The sequence below is a fragment of the Psychrobacter sp. TPE 89C genome, assembly GCF_055522395.1.
In genome coordinates this window covers 40,983-61,978 of sequence record NZ_JBVFXW010000015.1, presented here as the reverse complement: position 1 = coordinate 61,978, position 20,996 = coordinate 40,983, and the positions used below count along the sequence as shown (strand labels likewise).

Annotated in this window: 14 protein-coding genes; 5 read left to right on the top strand and 9 right to left on the bottom strand. The window is 44.9% G+C overall.

Annotation, left to right across the window (positions count from 1 at the left end):
* Positions 1-176: 176 nt before the first annotated feature.
* The 5 genes from cobA to ACZW67_RS06680 all read right to left on the bottom strand — a co-directional run bounded on the left by cobA (position 177) and on the right by ACZW67_RS06680 (position 9,964).
* Entirely contained in the window at positions 177-1,088 is a 912-nt protein-coding gene (gene cobA / locus ACZW67_RS06700) for a uroporphyrinogen-III C-methyltransferase (RefSeq protein WP_465182633.1), read from the bottom strand.
* 157 nt (positions 1,089-1,245) lie between these two features.
* The gene (locus ACZW67_RS06695; RefSeq protein ID WP_465182632.1) at positions 1,246-4,737 is read right to left on the bottom strand and encodes a molybdopterin-dependent oxidoreductase; all 3,492 of its coding nucleotides are present in this window, start codon (positions 4,735-4,737) and stop codon (positions 1,246-1,248) included.
* A complete protein-coding gene (locus tag ACZW67_RS06690) occupies positions 4,734-6,212 on the bottom strand; it encodes an NAD(P)/FAD-dependent oxidoreductase (RefSeq protein ID WP_465182631.1) in 1,479 nt (492 codons plus the stop codon). Before ACZW67_RS06690 ends, ACZW67_RS06695 begins: the two co-directional genes overlap by 4 nt.
* A 52-nt stretch (positions 6,213-6,264) precedes the next feature.
* The gene (locus ACZW67_RS06685) at positions 6,265-8,439 is read right to left on the bottom strand and encodes a protein kinase domain-containing protein (RefSeq protein ID WP_465182630.1); all 2,175 of its coding nucleotides are present in this window, start codon (positions 8,437-8,439) and stop codon (positions 6,265-6,267) included.
* A 16-nt stretch (positions 8,440-8,455) separates the two neighbouring features.
* Positions 8,456-9,964 carry a NarK family nitrate/nitrite MFS transporter gene (locus ACZW67_RS06680; RefSeq protein ID WP_194196420.1) on the bottom strand — a complete coding sequence of 503 codons (1,509 nt, stop codon included), beginning with the start codon at positions 9,962-9,964 and terminating at the stop codon, positions 8,456-8,458.
* A 640-nt stretch (positions 9,965-10,604) separates the two neighbouring features.
* On the opposite strand from ACZW67_RS06680, the gene nirB reads away from it, so the two are divergent.
* Both nirB and nirD read left to right on the top strand, forming a co-directional pair.
* Entirely contained in the window at positions 10,605-13,205 is a 2,601-nt protein-coding gene (gene nirB / locus ACZW67_RS06675; protein ID WP_465182629.1) for a nitrite reductase large subunit NirB, read from the top strand.
* A 179-nt stretch (positions 13,206-13,384) separates the two neighbouring features.
* Complete coding sequence (nirD, locus tag ACZW67_RS06670; protein WP_465182628.1) at positions 13,385-13,735, top strand: nitrite reductase small subunit NirD; 351 nt, start codon at positions 13,385-13,387, stop codon at positions 13,733-13,735.
* A gap of 149 nt (positions 13,736-13,884) precedes the next feature.
* Here nirD and ACZW67_RS06665 read toward each other — a convergent pair whose 3' ends face one another.
* Positions 13,885-14,706, bottom strand: coding sequence for a DODA-type extradiol aromatic ring-opening family dioxygenase (locus ACZW67_RS06665; protein WP_465182627.1), 822 nt, complete (start codon positions 14,704-14,706; stop codon positions 13,885-13,887).
* A 113-nt stretch (positions 14,707-14,819) separates the two neighbouring features.
* The gene (locus ACZW67_RS06660) at positions 14,820-15,272 is read right to left on the bottom strand and encodes a DoxX family protein (protein WP_197217050.1); all 453 of its coding nucleotides are present in this window, start codon (positions 15,270-15,272) and stop codon (positions 14,820-14,822) included.
* 161 nt (positions 15,273-15,433) lie between these two features.
* On the opposite strand from ACZW67_RS06660, the gene ACZW67_RS06655 reads away from it, so the two are divergent.
* Positions 15,434-16,360 (top strand): LysR family transcriptional regulator, encoded by a 927-nt coding sequence (locus tag ACZW67_RS06655; protein ID WP_465182626.1) that lies wholly within the window; start codon positions 15,434-15,436, stop codon positions 16,358-16,360.
* Positions 16,361-16,686: 326 nt separating this feature from the next.
* On the opposite strand, the gene ACZW67_RS06650 is transcribed toward ACZW67_RS06655, so the two are convergent.
* Positions 16,687-17,913: an NADH:flavin oxidoreductase/NADH oxidase family protein gene (locus tag ACZW67_RS06650; protein ID WP_465182625.1), complete on the bottom strand. Its 1,227-nt coding sequence runs from the start codon at positions 17,911-17,913 to the stop codon at positions 16,687-16,689.
* A 77-nt stretch (positions 17,914-17,990) separates the two neighbouring features.
* On the bottom strand, positions 17,991-18,299 hold the full coding sequence (locus ACZW67_RS06645; RefSeq protein ID WP_110924327.1) for an ArsR/SmtB family transcription factor: 309 nt from the start codon (positions 18,297-18,299) through the stop codon (positions 17,991-17,993).
* 177 nt (positions 18,300-18,476) lie between these two features.
* On the opposite strand from ACZW67_RS06645, the gene ACZW67_RS06640 reads away from it, so the two are divergent.
* On the top strand, positions 18,477-20,174 hold the full coding sequence (locus ACZW67_RS06640) for a phosphoethanolamine transferase (protein WP_465182624.1): 1,698 nt from the start codon (positions 18,477-18,479) through the stop codon (positions 20,172-20,174).
* 43 nt (positions 20,175-20,217) lie between these two features.
* A complete protein-coding gene (locus tag ACZW67_RS06635) occupies positions 20,218-20,904 on the top strand; it encodes a response regulator transcription factor (protein ID WP_465182623.1) in 687 nt (228 codons plus the stop codon).
* The last annotated feature ends 92 nt before the right edge of the window (positions 20,905-20,996 follow it).

Below are 20,996 nucleotides of genomic sequence, written 5' to 3'. Positions count from 1 at the left end.
TATGAGACAGCGCTTGGCAAGGCTCGTGGTCAACGACGTCAAGAAAATGAATCGGTTGATAGTAGTAGTTTGACTGCGGGGGTCAAATTCTGGTTTTAGCTTTCTGCTCGTTTTAACCCAGTATGAGATGATTAGCTGTAGACACTTTTAGTATTTTTTAATAGGCGTGCTTCAACTTATACAACACTCTCAAGACTGGGTGCTAAAACTTCACTGTCTATGACTTCGTTCACATCTATAAATGACGTTTTATCCAAATTGCCAAGGTTGTAGCCTGCAAACTCATGATATAAAGCGACCACATCACCCATGATTAAAAGTGCAGGTGTTGGTAGTTTTGCTTCAGCTTGCTGATCAGCGATATTACTTAATGTACCGATAAGTACCTGCTGCGTTGGCATACTGGCATGGCTAATAATGGCAAATGGCGTCTCGCTGTCGCGCCCACTTGCTATTAACCCTTGTGTCAGCTCATGCAAACGGTGCAAACCCATATAAAACACAACTGTCTGGCTGCTGTCCATTAGCTCACTATAATCATTATTAGGCGCGCCATTTTTTTTGCAAGCGGTAACAAACTTGACCGACTGAGCATGGTCACGGTGCGTTAGTGGAATCCCTGCACGGCTAGCAGCAGCACTTGCGGCAGTGATACCTGGAATAGACTCAAAGTGAATGCCATGACGCACCACTTCCTGTAGCTCCTCACCACCACGTCCAAAAATAAAAGGGTCGCCACCTTTTAAACGAACCACTATCTTGCCTGCCAGCGCGTGTTTGACCAGTAGCTCGTTAATACTCTCTTGTGGCAATGCATGGTTGGCGCGGCGCTTACCAACGAATATTTTTTCAGCCGTAGTCGCGCACATATCCAAAATATCTTCAGACACCAGACTGTCATACAACACCACCTCTGCACGCTGCATCACTCGCCACGCTTTTAAGGTTAAGAGTTCAGGGTCACCAGATCCTGCGCCTATCAGATGCACGGTGCCTCTTTTGGTACAAGTTTGCACGTTTTCTGCGCAGTGTTGACCCATTAGCTGATAGGTCTCATGCGTTGAGGTAGCGGCAGATATATTGGTCATGGTGATGACTCCTGATAACAGCGTGAATACAGCAAAATGGGCAACCACAAGCAAAGTTGTCAATAAATCCCTACTCTACAATGGCTTATTGTTCATAACACAACACTCAACCAGTAATTGCCTATAAAAGGTTGCAAGCGACGTGCCACACGACTATCTAAGCTTGCGCCAAGGGGGCATATTCTACGATTAATGCATTGATTTGCCCCACGCAAGAGCCACAATTGGTACCTGCTCGGCACTGCTTACCCACTGCCGTCGCACTAGTACAACCATGCTGTGTGATAGCGTTGAGAATGATATTTTTTCCAACTGACATACAAGAGCACACCAAGGGTCCTGGATCAACATAACCACTGGCAGGCCGCCCCGCGAGTAACCATTTGTATCGTTGATTGGCAGGTATTTGGCTAGTATCCGTAAAGCAGCTATCGAGCCAGCGGACACTCGGTAATTGCGTTTGCGTTGGGGCAACATAAACAGCCATAATCAGTTGTGTACTGGGCCTTTCATCATCAGACGACCCACTATTTATAGCAGTGTTATTTGAATCTGTCTCAGGCGCAGATTGCGTCACAATAAAACGTAATTGATTCTGTACATTATCGACCGTAAACGCCGTATGCATGACACGCTCTTGAGAGTTTGGCTGTGATAATGATTGCATAGAGGCCATAAACTGCTGCCAAAACTCGGGGCACGCTAAGGTACTGCTAGCCTCCACCATCGGGCTAGCGAGATTGATCAAGACGCTGTTATTTTGATGACTCAAACTCCAAGTGAGTGCAGGTAATGCCTCTGGAAAAATGTTTTTTGAACGTGCCTTGTATTTTGTTTCAGACAATTCTTTCTCTGACGCTTGGGCAGAAAAATTGGCCAAAATAGTACGTAATTGCACTATAACGGCGTCTTGCCACTCAGGATGCACCAAAATCTTGCCAAATGATTGCATAGAAACGGGCGTGACACTAATCGCCGAATTTTTGAGCTCTGGCTGCCCTGAATGCGGATCGACGACAGTTGGAATAAGGGGACCTACACGAGCGAAGCTAGCAAAAGCATTGCTCCAATGCATGGGCATAAATGCATCACCAACGCGCAACGTATCGCTAATGGCAACTTGCGCCATTACGGTACTCACTGGCTTGTTACTATCCTTAGCCGTACTCATCGCGGTATCACTGACTATGCCATCACTGGTCACGCCTTTATCATAACTTTCATACTTTTCGTAGTTTTCATACCTGCGATGCAGTTGCACAAAGTCATTGTCTTGAACACCCAGCTGCTGTGCATCGTTAGCGTGTATGGTCAGTGTGGGTATTGGCTGATGTTGGTTCAACTGCGGTGCAAGGCCAGTACGAGTCATAGTATGCCATTGATCACGCAGCCTGCCCGTAATCAGACGTAAATGAATCGCTTGGCTTTCAGGTTGAGTATCATGCTCAAGCTCTTGTTTAAAGGGCGATTGATGCTCACCAATCGGTTGAGGGGGATTCCTTCTTTGACGTCGATGCACATTGGCTATGCTCGCTTCATTAGAGGGCGTAATAGCGATTAACTGTGACTTAGTAACAGTAGCCACGGGATTATTGACCTCATTTTCTAAAGGTTTTATCTTATCCATCATAGAGATACGCGTGCCACCCCATTGAAATGGTAACAGCTCTTCGTATGCTTGCTGACTGAGTGCGATTGGCTGATGTGATTGATTGCCGTTCTGGTTAACATGTTGGCTAATATGTTGTTGAGCAGGTTTATCAGCTGGTACCTCATCTGTCATTAAAGCAGACAAGTCTTTGCTAAGATTCAGGTAGCGAGGATAGGTCTTATTAGAATTGGATGGGCTTTGGTTGTGCGTATTGCCATAAGCGGTCAATGCCACATGCTCATTGAATATCTCGCTTGGGTGTTGGTAATCAAATCCCGTTAACCCCATGCGTGTGGCAACTTGAGACAGTATCCACCAATCTGGTTTGGCAAGCCCTGCTGCAGGCATTAATGTCCGCTGCCGAGAGATGCGCCGTTCAGAGTTGGTGACCGTTCCAGATTTTTCGCCCCACCCTTGAGCAGGCAATACAATATCGGCACACTTCACCGTATCACTGTCTACCGAGCAATCAGAGACAATCACCAAATCACATTCAGCAAGTGCTTGGCGAAAATTATCAGCATCTGGCAAACTGACTACAGGGTTGGTGGCCATAATCCAAATGGCCTTGATACGACCATCCAATATGGCAGCGGCAGCATCGCAGGCTTTGACACCCACGTTTGGCGATATAGCCTGAGGCGACTGCCAAAAGTCTGCCACTAGCTGCCGGTGATCGGTATTATCTAGTTCTAAATGCGCCGCCAACAAATTAGCAAGGGCGCCTACTTCTCGTCCACCCATTGCATTAGGCTGTCCAGTGAGTGAAAACGGACTGGCCCCTACTTTGCCCACACGCCCTGTGAACAAATGAGTGTTAATAATGGCGTTGACCTTATCGGTTCCGCTTTGCGATTGATTGACGCCCATACTAAACGCCGTGACTGTTTTATCAGTGGCGGCAACGCATTCATAGAACTGGCGGATACTATCCGCAGACACTTGACAGGCACTGGCTACTTCATCAATGCTCCATGCTTTGGCCGCATTCACCGCATCATCAATGCCCAAGCTTTGGCTAACATATTCATCATTCTGGCAACCCTGCTGATCTAGGTAATGCAGCAACCCATTATATAAATGTGTATCCGTGCCCGCAGCAATTGGTAAATGCAAATCGGCAAATTCACAAGAGTCCGTACGGCGCGGGTCTATCACAATCAGTTTTTTATTAGGATTGGTTTTTTTGGCTGCTAAAAATCGACCAAACAAAATAGGATGGCACCACGCCATATTGGAGCCTACCAGCACCAATAAGTCACAGGCCTCTAAATCCTCGTAATTACCCGGCACAAGGTCTGCGCCAAACGCGCGTTTGTGCCCAGCTACTGCAGATGACATACAAAGCCGAGAGTTCGAGTCGATGTTGTTATTACCAATAAACCCTTTGATAAATTTGTTGGCGACGTAATAGTCTTCGGTTAGTAACTGGCCTGAGACATAAAACATAATGCTGTCTCGCCCATGTTTGGCGATGGTGTCATTTAAACGGCTAGCCACATCCTCTAGTACGGTATCCCAATCTGTCTGCTGGATAAGTGGCTTGTCGGATAGGTCTATAGCATTAAAATCGTTATCCAATTGCATGGGCTGATGCTGTTGCATGACTGCATGCTTGTTTTGATAATATGGCTCGGTCAAGCGGCGTGCAGCGCCCAATGTTTGTGCCAGTGCACTCCCTTTTGAGCACAATTTACCAAAGTTAGCCGGATGTTCAGGATCTCCTTTGACACTCAGCACCTCTGTTGCATTCACACTCGCTAAAACACCGCATCCCACGCCGCAATAAGGGCACGTCGTGCGGATAGTAGTGATCGAAGCATCAATCAAATCACCATTAGATGACGACGGTGCTTTTTTGATATGTTTGGCAGCACTTATATCATGTGTTTCAATGACGCAGTCTGTTGTTTTTTGCATGCTATTAGGCAGATTGTTCGATTTATTAGCTGGCACTACTTTGCTAGCAGCAGATTGATTGGCGGTAGCATCATTCATAATGCATCCTCTAACAGTTCGGCCGCTTTATGATGATTGATGTTATTGTCTGTATCATTAAATTCTACATCTACTTCCGTAGTTGGCGAATTGTTAAGCGTGATTTCGTCCAAATGACAATATGCTTCGCCAAATATGAGTGTGTCTTTGATAGGCGTAATATCAACATTATCTATAATCAACTGACTGTAAAAGCTGCCATCGCTGGTGTCCCCATAAAGCACAGCGCCAATGAGTTTGTTTTCTTTGAGGTACAGACAATGATAATGGTTTAAGGCAGGCTGACGATACACGAGGGTTTCAACAGTATCAGCGGCTTCGTCATCAAAAGCGATTTGCCCTGCAGAAAATGCCGACATACCAGATACTTTCAATTTTAATGACAACGGCTTGCTGACAAAGGGAACCCAGTGGTCTGGCACGGTGGCTTTACTATCTATGACATTTATATCGTTTTCTATCAAAGCATCTTTTAAAACCGTGACCAATGTATCCACTTGCTGATTGACCGGCGCCACCATTCCAAATAGCTCACCCTCTCGCTCTATACACTCACCAATGGCATAAACATTGGGACAACTGGTGTGCATAAAATTATCGACCACAATACCGCGATCAACCTCAAGCCCGCTTTGTTTGGCAAGCGATGTATTGGGTATCACACCCACTGCCATCACGATAAAATCGGCCGCTAGCGTATGCCCGTCCTTTAAAGACAATCCGCATACTTCTCCTGCATCATTCATCTCAATGGCCTCAGTATGGGCAGAAACCGCGAGACCAACCCCTCGGCGACTGAGCTCAGCTTGCAAAAGCTCGGCAGCTGGCAGGTCTAGTTGGCGATTGAGTACATAACCGTCCATATGAATGACCGTCATGCTCGCGCCCTGTGCCGCTAACGCGCAGGCAGCCTCTAATCCCAGTACGCCCCCGCCAATCACCAACCCCGTTTTTCCTTGGCGGGCATAGTCCATCAGCGCGGTCACATCGGCAAGGTCTCGAAACACATGCACGCCCTTAGCCGTGTGATTGGGGAACGGAATGACTCGGGCAGTTGACCCTGTGGCCATTACTAACTTGGCATAGTTAAGTGTTTGCCCATCATCTAGCTTAATACACTGGCACTTGGTATCTATTGTCTCTACCACAACTCCAGCCAATACGGTGATACCTAACTGCTCATACTCTAAGCTATCGTATAAATAAGTATCTTCAAACGCCGTGTCGCCAGCCAATACGGGTGACAACATAATGCGGTTGTAGCCCACTTGCGGCTCTTTACTGATTAATGTAATTGGCAAACGGGCGGTGTCATCATTCGATTGTGTGCGAGCAAGCTCAATGGCAAAGCGACTGCCTGCCATGCCCGCCCCGATGATAACGATGCCAGCGTTTTTTTGATGACCTGATGCTAAGGCGTGATTGTTGGTATGAGTATCTACCGTAGTGGCGGCTTGCGATATAGATAACGACATAAACAGTAAGTCCCTTAGCCGCGCGGAGCAGCATTGAATGCAAAACAGCGTGTCATGAAAAGTACGCCAACAATAATAAAATGATGACAAACTCTATGAAGCAAATGCCATGCCATACCAGTAGAGGGTTACGCTTAATGAGTGGTTCTGGGTCACGGCTGTGTGCCTTATTATCGGGGTTAAAATCCTGTAAAAACTCACCAATGGCTTGATAGCGCGCGTTGGTGTTGACATGCAGCGCACGCATGAGTGCCTGTTGGCTGGCGTCAGGTACGTTCTGCTGCCGTAGCGGCTGCGCGGGCATTAGTAATGTTTGATTTGGCATCATTAGTGTCTGGGTATTAAATGGCAATTGTCCCGTCAGCAATTCATAGCCAATCACTGCAATCGAAAACAAGTCAGAATGCACGCCTTTTGGTGCATCGGTGTAATATTCTGGTGCAGCATAGTGCAAATCACCATTTGGTGGTCGGGTACTGTCTTTTAAGATAGAGGAGCTGGCGGAACCAAAATCAATGAGTTTGACGGCGCCAGATTTGGTTAAAAGAATGTTTTCGGGTTTGATGTCTTGATGCAGCAGATAGTTGCGATGCATGACTCGAACCGCCATGCCAATTTTGGTGAGCAAATCAAAGGTTTGCCACACATCACAAGGCGTATGACGATCCATAAAGTCCCGTAAACTCTCACCAGCGATATATTCAGTCAAATGATATAAGTATGTGGTACTTGCTGGTACTGGATAGTAACGCAGCAGCCCCGACTCACTGAGTCCAGAACCCACGTTATGACCAATATTATTGGATGCAGGATTGATAGGTAATCGATTGGGGTCAGCTTGATTGTAAGCCGACTCGCCCGCGCGGCGATGTTTTGATAGGCTCAAACCAATTTTGCGTTCCTTTAAAAAATCACGCAGATAGTGACCATCGGCCACAGAGTCTAAACTAGGCGATTTCAAGACAAAGTCACGGTTGTCTTCATCTTGTACCCAGTACACGTGACTGCGAGCCGTGCGGGCAATGATACCAATCACAGTAAAGCCATCAATATGATCACCTATCTGTAAATCGGTTGGCAGCTGGTAGCGATTCACATCATGTATGACCGTATCCAGATTATCAAAGTCAATGCCATTTAAATGACCAATACCTTTAGCGCCATTGATAGAAGGGAAGTGGGCTGACCGTGTGTTCATACTCAGCATAACCATGCTTAGATTGTCATGACTGCCTGCACTAAAGGCTTGCTCGCACACGGCTTGACTGGTATTGAAACCTAGCGGTAATTTGTGTGTGGTTGCCATCAACTGAAATATATCAGTCGCACTGCTGCACAGCTCAAATTGCAACTCTGTGGGCTCTATATGCTCATAAACCCCATCTGTCATGATAGCCAAACACTCGTTTTGATGAAGGGTAAATACCGATTGTTGTAGCTCTAACTGGCTATCTGCGCCGATAGCTGCAGCAAGCGCTCCTTTGTCTTGGCCACGATGAACGCGGTGATCTTTGCTCAATACTGTCAGACAATCTACCCCAACGCGGTATATTCGAGAGTCGCCTGTATGAAACAGGTGAATACGGTCACCGATACAGAGCAAGCCTGATAACGTAGATAACAACGGCGGCACCCGTTGATACGCTTGAGGAAAATATAAAATATCGTTGGCTTTATTGACTGCTGTTTTGATGAGACTAGCGACTTGATCATCGTCAAAACTGATGGATGACGTCTCATCTTGTGATTGTGCCAGTGCGGTCAACCCCAATGTTATTTTGTGAGCAATGGTATTCACCACCAGCCTACTTGCCTGTTTTGGAAACTGACAAGCGCTGACCCCATCTGCCATCAACACCAATAATGGGGCTGATGATGGCGGGTGAGATACTGCATGAGGCATTGGGCGATTGGCACCAGATGATTCTGCACCTGAACATTGATATGGTAGACAGGTGGTGATAAGTAAACTGTCTTGGTTTTCCGTCTTGCGACCTGCCATAGTAAAAAAATCAAGCCACCATAATGCAGTGCTGCCATCATCAATACTCTTACTTTCATCAGTCTCACTAATAGCGTGGCTATCAATGCTCTGGCTGACCTCATTGGCAACAAACTGACCTGACTCTATCAAAGATGACGGATTGCCTGTATTAAAATGAACAGCCATCTCATCAGCATTTTGACTATTGTTTCTATTGGCGTTTGCTGCGTGTGCTATCGTCATCTGTCTTCACCCCGTACTATCTATGACTCACTTGTATTTCGGCAAATGTGCCATCTGGCATTTCTTCAATAATGATGCCTTCTGGCTCTTTTAAGAAAAACAAGGCAAAGAATCCAGCCACTGCTGTCGCGGCAATCACAAAGAAAAACACCTGATAAGACACCAGACTCAGCACCGTTAAATACACCACTGATCCAACATTGCCATACGCGCCTGTCATCCCTGCAAACTGCCCTGTCATGCTGCGTTTGATCAGAGGAATCACCGCAAAAACAGCACCCTCACCTGCTTGTACAAAGAATGAGCAAAACATTGTGATTAACAATGCCAATGCCAGTGGCCACGTTGAGTCAAGGAAGCCCATCAACAGATACCCGATGGCCAAACCAGCTGTCAAAATCAATAAAGTTATTTTGCGACCAAACTTATCACTGAGCCAACCGCCGCCTGGGCGTGACATAAGGTTCATAAAGGCATAGCTCGATGCCAATACCCCTGCCATCACAATCGATAAACTAAAAGTTTCTTGGTAAAACAGAGGTAGCATCGACACAACAGCGAGCTCTGATCCAAACGTGGCAAAATACAAAATATTTAAGATACCCACTTGCTTAAAATCATAACGATGCGCCACTGGTACAGGCGTGGTGAAAACCTCTTTATTAAAGCGGTAGCTACTGATGAACTCGTAAACATAAAGTATCGCAAGGCCAATATAGACCATGGTGACACTAGACTGGCTCAATAAGCTCACACCATCAGGTGATAGTTTCCATGCCAATAATGCCAATGCCAAATACATAGGCAGTTTAAAAACCATCATTAACCAAAAATCACCTGATGACGTCACCATCATGGCACCTGATTTTTTGGGTTTAAAATAAGTAGCCCCTTTGGGTGTATTACGCGCCATCTTATAAAAAATGATGCTATAAAGCGCCATCACCACCCCTGATGTGGCTGTTGCATAACGCCACCCTTCATCACCACCGAAAACTGCTGCTGCACCAATCGCTATAGTTGGTAATAACAGTGCCGCTGCTGCCGAGCCAAAATTACCCCACCCTCCATAAATACCCTCAGCCGTCCCCAATTCATTGGTTGGAAACCAATCACTCATCAAACGAATACCCACCACAAAACCTGCACCCACAAAACCCAGTAAAAACCGAGACAGCGCCAAGGTATTGTAATCCTGCGCGAACGCAAAGGTAAAACAAGGAATCGCACCAATGGCTAAAATGGCGGTATAAACAATACGAGGGCCAAAGCGGTCTGTCAGCATCCCGATAATCACGCGAGCAGGAATGGTTAATGCCACGTTTAAAATGAGTAACGTTTTGATTTGGTCTTTACTCAGATTGAGTGTTTCTCCAATCGCTGATAAAAATGGTGCATGGTTGAACCATACAAAAAAGGTAAGGAAAAATGCCATCCAACCTAAATGAAGGATTTTATTTTTACCCGTAAATGACAAAACATTAAGCTTGTCTTTACTAGGCGCAACGGGGGCTGATGATGACATAGGCAACTTCCTCAAATGATTAACTTCAGGGTTCTGACAACGTACTAAAGGTACTAGGTGTTCAAAAAATGCAGTGTTCAAATATGATAAGTAGCAATGTTTCAGGCGGTGCAATGGTTATGCCAGTTATTTTTGTACGCTGCCAAATCTATATAAAGACCAACGCTTATTGAGTCTCTAGGCGCCTTTAATGGCGGGTCTATAACCATCATCACACCTGACGCTTATGCTAATAAAGCATTAACACAGCAGGTTTAAAACACTCCATCAGCCTTTCTTATAAACAGCAATAACATCCAACGTGGGGCACAGCAGTATCTATTTTGGTGCATTAATTTTTGATATCGCTATCGTTAATAATCATGTTCACCCTGATTTTTGGCAAGTAATGGTAATAATCATGCTCACGCAAAAACCTTTGTACATAAGCGACTGCTCCCGATACGACATACCTTTATATCTAATAGCAACGCGCAAAAACTCAGTCAATCAAAGTGCCATGGCATGATTATTGAATGCTCTGTAATAGTAGGTATTAAATGCTGTTTATCAGCTGTTGTTGAGAAACGAAACCGTTTATAGCGTGATAAAAAATAAACGATGACCGTATCCAACCAGCCCCATTACTAAGGACAGACGCATGAGTAGCACTGCATTGAGCACAGGAAGTAAAGGCAATTTGGTGGTGATTGGCAACGGTATGGTCGGTCATCACTTTATTGAACGAGCAATTGAGCAAGGGTTACACCAGCAATTTGACATTCATGTATTTGCTGAAGAAGACCGCCCTGCTTATGACCGTGTTTATTTGTCGAGCTACTTTGAACATAAAGATGCCAGTAAGCTAAACCTAGTAGATTTAACAGCCTATGAATTATCAAAAGTTAATTTGCATTTGAATCAGTGTATTGTAGATATCGATTCAGCCAGTCAGCGTATTACTACTGAGGCAGGCGAGATTATTGAATACTCTGAGTTGGTGCTAGCGACGGGCTCATATCCTTTTGTGCCGCCCATCCTAGGCCGCGAGCATCCGCATTGCCACGTATACCGAACCATTGCGGATTTAGATGAGATTTTAGCGATTGCTGAGCTGCCCACTGTCAAAAAAGGCGTGGTGGTTGGTGGTGGTCTATTGGGGCTTGAGGCCGCAAAAGCGCTCGTGACGCTAGGGCTTGATACCTATGTGGTCGAGTTTGCGCCGCAATTGATGGGCGTTCAGCTCGATGCCGCTGGCGGTGAGATTTTAAAGCGAAAAATAGAAGCATTGGGTGTCAAAGTACTGACAGGCAAAAACACCAAAGAGATTCTGTCTAATACTGCGCCGAACTCTGATGACACCAGCGGTGATGATCAACATTTAACCATGGAGTTTACAGATGGTACCTCTCTAACGACCGATATGATTGTGTTTAGCGCCGGTATTAGACCGCAAGATGGCCTTATTAAAAACAACCCCGAATGCGGTATCGAAATGGGCGGGCGTGGTGGCATCTTGATCAATGAGCAATGTCGTACCAACGCTGATCATGTTTATGCCGTAGGCGAATGCGCAGTATGGGACAATAAAGTATTTGGTCTGGTGGCTCCCGGCTACAATATGGCCAGTATCTGTGCCGCGCAAATTGCTGGTGATAGCAAGCAGATATTTACGGGTGCCGACATGAGCACCAAGTTAAAACTGATGGGTGTGGATGTGGGCAGTATTGGCGATGCACATGGCACGAGTGAAGGCAGTTTAAGCTATCTGTATCAAAACCCTGCTGAGGGCATCTATAAAAAACTGGTCACCACACCTGATAACAAACGCTTGCTTGGTGCTGTACTGGTAGGCGACACCGAAGACTATAACAACTTACTGCAATTGTATTTAAATGACATTGACCTACCTGCACACCCAGAAAGCCTGATACTACCCAATGTTGAAAAACCCGTAATGGGCATCGACAATCTGCCAGATACCGCCACGATTTGTTCTTGTTATAACGTGACCAAAGGTGCTATCTGCTCCGCCGTCGAAAACGGCGCATACTCCGTCAGCGATGTAAAAACCATGACCAGTGCTGGTAGTGGCTGTGGCGGCTGTGCCCCTATGGTCAAAGATACGGTCAGCTATCAACTCACCGCCATGGGCTTTGAAGTAAACAATGACTTGTGTGAGCACTTTGCTTACTCTCGTCAAGATTTATATAGCCTGATTCGCGTGCACGGTATCAAAACCTTTGATGAATTACTAACCGAACATGGTAGCGGTCATGGTTGTGAGATCTGTAAACCAACGGTCGCCTCGATTTTGGCATCGTGCTGGAATGACTACGTACTCAAAACCGAGCTGACACCACTACAGGACAGTAACGATTACTACTTAGGTAACATCCAAAAAGACGGCACTTATTCCGTCGTGCCGCGTGTGCCGGGCGGTGAAATTACTGCAGACAAGCTCATCGTACTGGGTCAAGTGGCAAAGCAGTTTAATTTGTACACCAAAATCACTGGTGGGATGCGGGTCGATCTGTTTGGCGCACGCATGGAGCAATTGCCTGATATTTGGACGCAACTGGTGCAAGCAGGCTTTGAGACTGGCCATGCCTATGGTAAATCTTTACGTACCGTGAAGTCTTGTATTGGCAATAACTGGTGCCGTTACGGAGTCGATGACAGCATTGGCCTCGCCTTGAGATTAGAAGATCGTTATAAAGGCGTGCGCTCACCGCACAAAATCAAGATGGGTGTGTCGGGTTGTATGCGCGAATGTGCTGAGGCGCAAAGTAAAGACTTTGGCATGATTGCGACTGAAAACGGCTGGAATTTATTTGTCTGTGGTAATGGCGGTATTACCCCGCGTCACGGCGAGCTGTTCGCCACCGATCTAGATACCGAAACCATGGTCAAATACATCGACAGAATCATTATGTTCTATATAAAAACAGCGGACAAGCTACAGCGCACGTCAAAGTGGCGTGAAAGCTTAGATGGTGGGCTTGACTACCTGAAGGCTGTCATTATCGAAGACAGTTTAGGCATAGCAGATGAGCTCGAAGCACAAATGCAATTATTGGTCGACAATTACGTGTGTGAGTGGGCGGCGACGATTAATGACACCGAAAAACTCAAACGTTTCCGTCATTTTGTAAACAGTGAGCAAGGCGATGAGAATGTCGTTTTCGTGACCGATCGTGAACAGATTCGTCCAGCGACTGACGCGGAAAAAGCAACCATCAACCTGGTTGAACTGGCCTAGCCAATGATGAGTGCCTTGTTAGTTATCACAAAAAGCAAGGTGCTGTTTTTTCTACTCATGTTTCTAGACTCAAGTTTTACGACTCACTTTTCTCAAATCATGTTTTGCAAATTGCAGCTTGTCATTCACAATTTATCACTCATACAGAGCAATATTATCATCACTAAGGATACCGCCTCATGAACCAACAGACTATTTGCACACTTGACGATATCATCCCTGAAACCGGTGTCTGCGCCCTGATAGATGGCAAACAAATTGCTATTTTTCGCACCAAGCAAAATGATTTATTTGCTCTTGATAACTACGATCCATTCAGTCAAGCCAATGTACTGTCTCGGGGTTTGATTGGTGGCACCACGATTACAGATGATACAGGAACAGCAAAAGAAGTGCTTTATGTGGCCTCGCCCATCTATAAGCAGCGCTTTAACCTAGCTACTGGCCAATGTCTAGATGACGACAGTATTGTGCTCAATACTTATAAATTCAAACTTGATGGAAATAATGTGGTGGCAAACTACAAATAATAAGCGACGTTATCCCTCATTTTGAAAACTTTGACATGTCACTAATAATTGCTGTATTAATCTAAAACATCCTTTGAATCTCAGACTCAAAGGATGTTTTAGATTTAATAATCACGCTGAAACACTATGGGTTGTACTTTTCAAAACATTTAGCCAAACTGAAAGGCTGATATTTGCGTTTTTAGTACTTGTTCAGAATAAACTTTCCGACCATCATCGTGACCTGCTGCCCCTACTATCACCATAAGCGGCAGTAAATGCTCTTCTGCACCTAATAAATGTGAATCAAGCGCGTGAGGCGCTTTTGACCAATTCGCAAGGGCTACAAGTCGCTCATCTGAATCTACCGATTCCATAGTATTAGTCAGCCATTCATCAAAACGTTCTGACGGTGCGGTGAAGTCTGCATCGCCATAGCCGCGCATATTATGAAAACTCATGCCACTACCGATGATTAGCACGCCCTCTTTACGCAATGATGCTAGTGCTTGACCAGCAGCCAGATGCGCCTTCGGGTCTAGATTGTTACGTAGTGATAGCTGTACCACTGGAATATCGGCCTCAGGGTACATCAGCTTTAAGGGTATAAAAGTCCCGTGATCAAAGCCTCTCGTAGTGTTTTTTTCATTAGTGATACCTACATCGGTAAACAATTGGCTAATCCGCTCGGCCAATATTGGCGCGCCACATGCAGGATAAGTCAGTTGATAGGTATGCTCAGGAAAACCATAATAATCATAAATGAGCTCAGGTTTCGTACCAGCGGTAATACTAAATTCAGATGTCTGCCAATGCGCACTAACCATCAAAATAGCTTTGGGACGCTCAGGCAATCGATCAGAAATACTTTTTAAAAATGCAGCCATATTATTCCACGTATCAGCCGGTTGCCAATCCATGAAAAAGCACGGCCCCGCACCATGAGGGATAAAAAATACTGGCTGTGTGACCGAAATCGACTCGTTGCCCATTCGCTTTTACTCCATTATGCTTCACTTTAATGCTCAATAATCCAATGATAAATATCAATATTTAAGCTGAGAAATGGCTCTAGATGACGCAAGTTTTAAACTGCTGACAGCTATTAAATCTGCTCGACTTTTCCTGATAGCATTTTGTCGATACTGAAACTTCCGCCCCCTTGTATCATTAACGCGAGCGAAGCCACCATCAATGTCAACGCGTATTCGTAACCACCATTATCAGCAAATAATCCATTGCCGATATGGACAGAAAAAATAGCCACCAACATGGTAAAGGCTGCGGCTAAAGCGGCTGGTCTGGTTAGCAAACCCAATACCAGAGCAAGACCACCAAAGAATTCAGCACCACCTGCCAATATCGCCATCAAATAACCAGGTTCCATACCCATACTGCTTAACCATTGAGCCGTACCTGCTAGCCCATTACCACCGAACCAACCAAATAGCTTCTGGGCACCGTGGGCTGCCAGAATTAGGCCAACTGGTACACGAAGAACTAAAGCCGCTGCTCCAGCATTCGATGTCAAAATTTTATTTAGTAGTGATGTTGTCATTGATGCTTACTCCAGAATATATGATTAGAATAAATAGTGTCGGAAATGATATGGGCACACTTTACTATCAACGATATAAAAGAGTAAGCTAAGTTATATTGAATAATTATCAACATATTGTTTATAATATATTTGACATTAGGATAAATACAGGAAAAAACATGGATAGAATCGATGCGATGCGCGCCTTTGTGGCAGTCGTGACGGAGGGCAGTTTCAGCAAAGCCGCCATCACTATGCAGCTCTCGCCGCAACTGGTGAGCAAATACGTTGCAAAACTGGAAGAGCAGCTAAATACTCGACTGCTTAATCGCACAACCCGTAAAGTGAGTGTAACTGAGGGTGGTAGCCAATATTTTACGCATGCGCAGCAGGTTTTATTGAGCATTGATGAAATGGCGGCGCAATTAGGCGGCCTACAGCAGCACCCCAAGGGAGTCTTGCGAATCAGCGCGCCTGTCTCATTTGCCTTAAAGCATATGGCAAGACTGATCACTGATTTTCAAGCACAATATCCTTCCGTCACCGTTGACCTTCAGCTAAGTGACCGGAAAGTTGATATCGTTGAAGAAGGCTTTGATATTGCACTGCGTATCGGACAGCTCGATAGCTCATCGCTCATCGCCAAGCAAATCGCACCTATTCGTGTGGTTTTATGCGCATCGCCTGAGTATTTAAAAACCCACGGCATGCCTAAGAAACTTGAAGATTTGGAAGCGCATCGCTATTTGCATTACAGCTATATGAATGTAGAGACCAAAGGACAAATTTATAAGTACCTAAAAGCAAAACAATTCAAGGAGCATAGTATATTTCGCAGTAACAACGGTGACGTACTCGTTGAGGCGGCTATTGCAGGTGGAGGATTAATATTACAACCGACTTTTATAGCTAGTGATGCACTACATACTGGTAAGTTGGTCGTAGTGTTGCCTGAGTATGAGCCCGACCCTTTGGGCTTGTATGCTGTCTATGCTCATAGAAAGCTGCTGCCCCATAAAGTCAGGTGTTTTATTGACTTTATGACAGACTATTATGGCGCGCCACCGTATTGGGATGAGCACATCACGCAAGCACCAAATAGCTAATTAGCATATATAGAATCAAAATGCTAAGTATCGTTTTCAATATCAAAGTTTTGAGCTGTAATTTCAGCAACCATATTATTGTTATAAACACTCTACCCAAGCTTGCCTTCCCTGCTAATGAGCCCGAATTGGTTTGAATAGATTTAGTTGACCCTTCTTTGAACCGACAGATCGGCATCTTTAAACTCGCCAATAAATCTATCTCTCCGCCCGCCCAAGCCTTTTATAATTTCTGTATTGCATATGTTCAAGAGAACTACTGGCTGTAGAGTGGCAAGGTTTACTCTGAATAAGAAAACTAAGACCTAAAATCAAGGCGTCTTGCGTTAGATACGACCAAAAGCCTGACGCCACTCAGCACAACGAGCCTCATCTCTCGCATCATAAATGCTCATAGCAGATTCTAGATCTAAATCGAATGCATCCTCATTATTTTCTGCTAATGCCGTCAATCGCATTGAATACCAAGCCGTCACACCGCCCGGAGGATTGGTGGCAAACCTTGGTAGTTTTGGATCACCACCTTCAGCACTTAACCAATCATTGGCCAGACTGGGATTTACTGCCATACCACGGCCTATACTCACCATATCGACCGCACCATTCGCAATAGCATCGATGGCTTGCTGGCGCGTCTTAAAACCGCCCGTCGCCATCATAGGAATGGTGGTTATCTGCTTGGCACGCTGGGCAAACTCAATAAAGTAAGGGCCGCTACCAGAGCTACTGTCTGAGCTTGCAGGCGCTCCTGGGAAATAAGTACCACCGCTGATATCCATCAGGTCGATAGAGGTCTGATCGAGGATACCAATCATTTTCATGGCATCGGCTTCTGTTAGGCCGCCTTCTAATTGATCTTTCGAGTTTATCTTGATGCCAATGGGGAAAGCATCACCCACCGCCTCTCTAACGGCTTCTATCACCTCATATACGACACGGAATCTTCCTTCTACAGAGCCACCGTATCCATCAGTGCGTCGATTGAACAACGGAGATAAAAACTGACTTAACAGAAAACCATGTCCTGCATGTATTTGAACGCCACCGAACCCTGCTTCTTTAGCAATAAGCGCCGCGTTTGCATACATAGTGGGTAATGCTTCGATGTCTTCTATACTCATTCCTTCGCATTGTAATTCTGCCAGATCTAATGCAGAGGGGCCTTTGGGTTTACTAACAGGCAAATATGACAATGCACCAGCGTGGCCAAGCTGCGGCCAAAGATGTGCACCATTGATAGATCCACGACGTGCCAAATCCTGTAATGCCTCGATATCTGAATTTGGGTTTAGTACTAAATTGCCAGGCTTCTCAGGATAATGAGGAGTACCTTGTACTTCGCCAATCAATGACAATGCGACGCCGCCTTGCGCCCAGCGCTCATAAAGACGTGATTGAGCATCCGTTGCATTACCACACCCATCACCGAGAGAATCTGACATTGCGGCCTTCGCCATTCGGTTTTTGAGCACTACCCCGCAAGGCAGTTCAAGTGGCTTACCTAATATTTCTGCTAGGTTGGTTGGATTAATTTTGGTCGTTGTTTGTTTCATTGGGACGCTCCATCGCCATATCGAAATATCTCGATATTGTATTTTAAAAACCTATCTTAGACTGTGAAAACAGTGTATTAAAGCTTTAGCAGTTCTTTCTCAACCTCGTTGAGAAAAGCTTTAATATTAGCCTCATCGCGTTGATAAAATGTCCATTGTCCATGGCGTTCAGCAATGACCAATCCTGCTTTTTTTAATACACCCATGTAATTCGAAATGGTTGATTGTGACAATCCTGCTTTTTCTTGGATATATGCCACACACACACCGTCTAAATCAGCATGCTCTGGTAATGAGGCTGGAAAGTTCGACCTGTCTTTTAGCCATTCAAGGATTTGACGGCGCATAGGATTATTAAGGGCGGATATTACATTTTCTATATTCATAAATCATGGTATCTCGATATACTATCAAGAGTCAATTACTTCTCTAGCACAACCTTGCTTAATAATTTGATCAATCATAGCGTCCTATTAAAAAACCAGCTACCTTAACGTCTTCTTAACAGGCCCCTTGTTATGGTGAGGAATATATTCCCTATAACTCTGTTGAGAAGCCAGATTATGTCAATACCTCAATTAATGAGCACCAATGATACTAAGACTTATAATAAAAATAGAGATATACACACAATAAGCAAAGTGTCTAATCGCGAGATTAATCTCCATTATTTGATTATAATCGTTGCGCTCTACTTGGTCGCCACGGCGAATATTGGGTTTTTTGAGCAAGTGCTGAATATTTATCCTTTTCGAACGCATATTGCTTTTATAACATCCCTCGCAGGTCTGTTATTCGGACTTATGTGGCTACTGTTTCAGTTGCTATGCTATCGTCCAATTGCAAAGACCGTGCTGATTGCGATGGTATTGATAGCTGCTGTATGCGGGTACTTTACGGATGCTTACGGGACGATATTTGACACCAACATGCTGATCAATAGTATGGAAACGGACCAAGCCGAAGCAACGGGCCTGATGGCACCAAGCTTTTTTATTCGTCTTATTTTATTGGGCATCATACCCGCTTTTATTATTGCCAAAACCCCTATAAAACGTAGTCCTTTACGTCGTGCTGTCTTACAACGCATTATGACTTTGATACTGTCGCTTGCTTTTATAGGCGCATGCCTTTTGCCCTTGGGCGATCAATATGCCACCTTTTTTCGTCAACACAAAATCATCCGTAGTTACGCCAACCCCATCACCCCTGTCTATTCTGTTATCAAACTGGGCACTGATTACATTGATGAACTACGTCGGCCTGACACGTTGATACTGCATGCGACCGATGCCAAGCGTCTAGCGCCTGTCACTGCGACGGGCACTAATGCAGCAAAACCTAAGCTAATGGTATTTGTCGTCGGTGAAACCGCCCGTGCCGATCATATTAGTCTCAATGGTTATCAGCGCGATACCATGCCATTACTGGCTAGCCAGCCAGACATTTATAGTTTCAAAAAAACCACCTCTTGCGGGACGTCTACCGCTTACTCGGTACCTTGTATGTTCAGTTATGCCAATAGAGAAAACTATGACTCTAAAAATGCAGACTATAATGAAAACGTACTGGATACGCTACATAAACAAGGTGTCAACGTTATTTGGCGAGACAACAACTCTAGCTCTAAAGGTGTGGCCGATCGCGTCACGTTTGAAGACTATAAAACCGCTGAGACTAACCCTAATTGCGATGTTGAATGCCGAGATATTGGTATGCTCGATGGTTTTGACAAACTTGTCAAATCAGGCGAGACACCTAAAGATACGCTGATTCTATTACATCAAATGGGCAATCATGGTCCTGCTTATTACCAGCGTTACCCTAACGAGTTTGAAGAGTTTAACCCTGTCTGTATGACCAATGAGCTAGCTAAATGCGATGACCAGTCTGTTATCAATGGTTACGATAATGCCATTCGTTATACCGATTACTTCTTAGATAACGTTATTGATACGCTAAAAAATTATGAGCAAGACTATGATGTGGTGATGGTATATATCAGCGATCATGGCGAGAGCTTAGGAGAAAACAATATTTATTTGCATGGCCTACCCTATAGTATTGCACCCGATGCCCAAAAGCAGGTACCAGTCATCATTTGGTCGCCTACTAGCAACAGCATTGATAACCATAGTCTTGCTCGTATGACCGATCAGCCCGTGTCACATGATTTCATTACGCCCACTTTACTCAGTTTCTTCGGTATCATAACCGATGAAGTGGCAGCAGAACCCACCTTTTTTAAGCTGGCCCTTTAGCGTTTTAATCCATTCACGACTGACATTTATGCACGAGACATCTATGTACAAAATACTTATTATTGAAGATAATCCTGATATTGTGGCCAATATTTATGCTTTTTTTGAGCCAAAAGGGTTTGAGTTAGACAATGCTCACAACGGTATTAGCGGCTTAACGCTCGCCGCTAATAATCGTTATGACGTGATCCTATTAGATGTAATGCTACCTGGCATGGACGGTACAAAACTGTGTAAAAAGCTAAGAGATGAGCTACATAATAAAACCCCTGTACTCATGTTGACGGCGCGCGATACTATTTCAGATAAAGTCGCAGGATTCGATAGTGGTGCCGATGATTATCTGGTTAAGCCCTTTTCTTTAGTGGAATTAGAGTCACGCATCAAAGCCCTTATACGTCGACATCAAGACGACCATTTCCGGCATAGTATAGAAGTCGGCAAGCTGTCGTTAAACACGGAAGAGCACACCATTACACGTGAAGGAAAGTCGCTAAAACTCACGCCAACAGGCTTTAAGATACTAAATGTGCTCATGAGCACTTCTCCTCGAGTCGTCAGTAAAAACGAGCTAGAAGAAAAGGTATGGGGTGAAGACATTCCTAGTAGTGATGCCCTGCGCACACATATGCATGGTGTACGTGCACAAGTCGATAAACCCTTTGTACAAGCCATGATAGTCACGATACCTGGTGTGGGTTACCAAATTGTTGATCCAGACAAAGTATAAAATCCGCTGATAGCTTTAACAACCTATCCTTGTGATAAAGAATATTTAGCTATTTCCATGGCCGCTTCTTTCTCTTTCTTTCTGCCTTTCAT

Bases quoted from the DNA above. Each gene is read 5' to 3' on its own strand.
- cobA (WP_465182633.1), bottom strand. From the start codon at position 1,088: ATGACCAATATATCTGCCGCTACCTCAACGCATGAGACCTATCAGCTA.
- ACZW67_RS06695 (WP_465182632.1), bottom strand. From the start codon at position 4,737: ATGAATGATGCTACCGCCAATCAATCTGCTGCTAGCAAAGTAGTGCCA.
- ACZW67_RS06690 (WP_465182631.1), bottom strand. From the start codon at position 6,212: ATGTCGTTATCTATATCGCAAGCCGCCACTACGGTAGATACTCATACC.
- ACZW67_RS06685 (WP_465182630.1), bottom strand. From the start codon at position 8,439: ATGACGATAGCACACGCAGCAAACGCCAATAGAAACAATAGTCAAAAT.
- ACZW67_RS06680 (WP_194196420.1), bottom strand. From the start codon at position 9,964: ATGTCATCATCAGCCCCCGTTGCGCCTAGTAAAGACAAGCTTAATGTT.
- nirB (WP_465182629.1), top strand. From the start codon at position 10,605: ATGAGTAGCACTGCATTGAGCACAGGAAGTAAAGGCAATTTGGTGGTG.
- nirD (WP_465182628.1), top strand. From the start codon at position 13,385: ATGAACCAACAGACTATTTGCACACTTGACGATATCATCCCTGAAACC.
- ACZW67_RS06665 (WP_465182627.1), bottom strand. From the start codon at position 14,706: ATGGGCAACGAGTCGATTTCGGTCACACAGCCAGTATTTTTTATCCCT.
- ACZW67_RS06660 (WP_197217050.1), bottom strand. From the start codon at position 15,272: ATGACAACATCACTACTAAATAAAATTTTGACATCGAATGCTGGAGCA.
- ACZW67_RS06655 (WP_465182626.1), top strand. From the start codon at position 15,434: ATGGATAGAATCGATGCGATGCGCGCCTTTGTGGCAGTCGTGACGGAG.
- ACZW67_RS06650 (WP_465182625.1), bottom strand. From the start codon at position 17,913: ATGAAACAAACAACGACCAAAATTAATCCAACCAACCTAGCAGAAATA.
- ACZW67_RS06645 (WP_110924327.1), bottom strand. From the start codon at position 18,299: ATGAATATAGAAAATGTAATATCCGCCCTTAATAATCCTATGCGCCGT.
- ACZW67_RS06640 (WP_465182624.1), top strand. From the start codon at position 18,477: ATGTCAATACCTCAATTAATGAGCACCAATGATACTAAGACTTATAAT.
- ACZW67_RS06635 (WP_465182623.1), top strand. From the start codon at position 20,218: ATGTACAAAATACTTATTATTGAAGATAATCCTGATATTGTGGCCAAT.